Annotated in this window: 2 protein-coding genes; both read right to left on the reverse strand. The window is 67.4% G+C overall.

The window, feature by feature from the left end:
- A partial coding sequence (locus tag RMT89_RS40885; protein WP_315888822.1) for a hypothetical protein occupies positions 1 to 251 on the reverse strand: 251 nt, incomplete at its 3' end.
- Positions 248 to 530: hypothetical protein (locus RMT89_RS40890; protein WP_315888823.1), on the reverse strand; the 283-nt coding region annotated here is incomplete at its 5' end. The genes RMT89_RS40890 and RMT89_RS40885, both read right to left, overlap by 4 nt.

Below are 530 nucleotides of genomic sequence, written 5' to 3' on the forward strand. Positions count from 1 at the left end.
CCCACACGTTCATCAGGATCGACGGGGATGAGGCCGAGAGGCTCTACAAGCTTGGCTATGGGACTGAGCGGATCGGACGGATCTTGAGTGCTGACCCATCTGCCGTCTGGCGCCTTCTCAAACGCCGCGGCGTTCAGATCAGGCGTGGCTACGGCGGGCCAAAGCGCAAAGCAGGCTAGCCCTTTAGCGTCGCAGTGCTCGGCGCGGCTACCGGCAATGGTGGCGTCGCAGGTGGAGCAGGTCCAGGTCATGATGTCTCCTGTCGGTTGCGGAGCGCCTGGCGTAGGCGCTCGCGGTGGGCTCTGATCCGGTCGGGGGTGGCGAGGTCGGTGCGTTGCTCCGGCTGCCATGTCGGCAGGGTCGGGGTCGCAGGTCGCCCGGCTGCCTCGGCTCGTCGTGCGGCGAGGCGCTCCAGCTCGAAGCGGATGCCAGCCGGGGTTTTGTGGTCGTGGTTACAGGCGGCTGCGATGGCGGCCCATGCGAGGTCGGCGTAGCTGCCGGTCTCACAGTCGGCGAGAATGGCAGCGACG

Origin of the sequence: Streptomyces sp. P17 (assembly GCF_032436805.1) — a bacterium.
GTDB lineage: Bacteria > Actinomycetota > Actinomycetes > Streptomycetales > Streptomycetaceae > Streptomyces.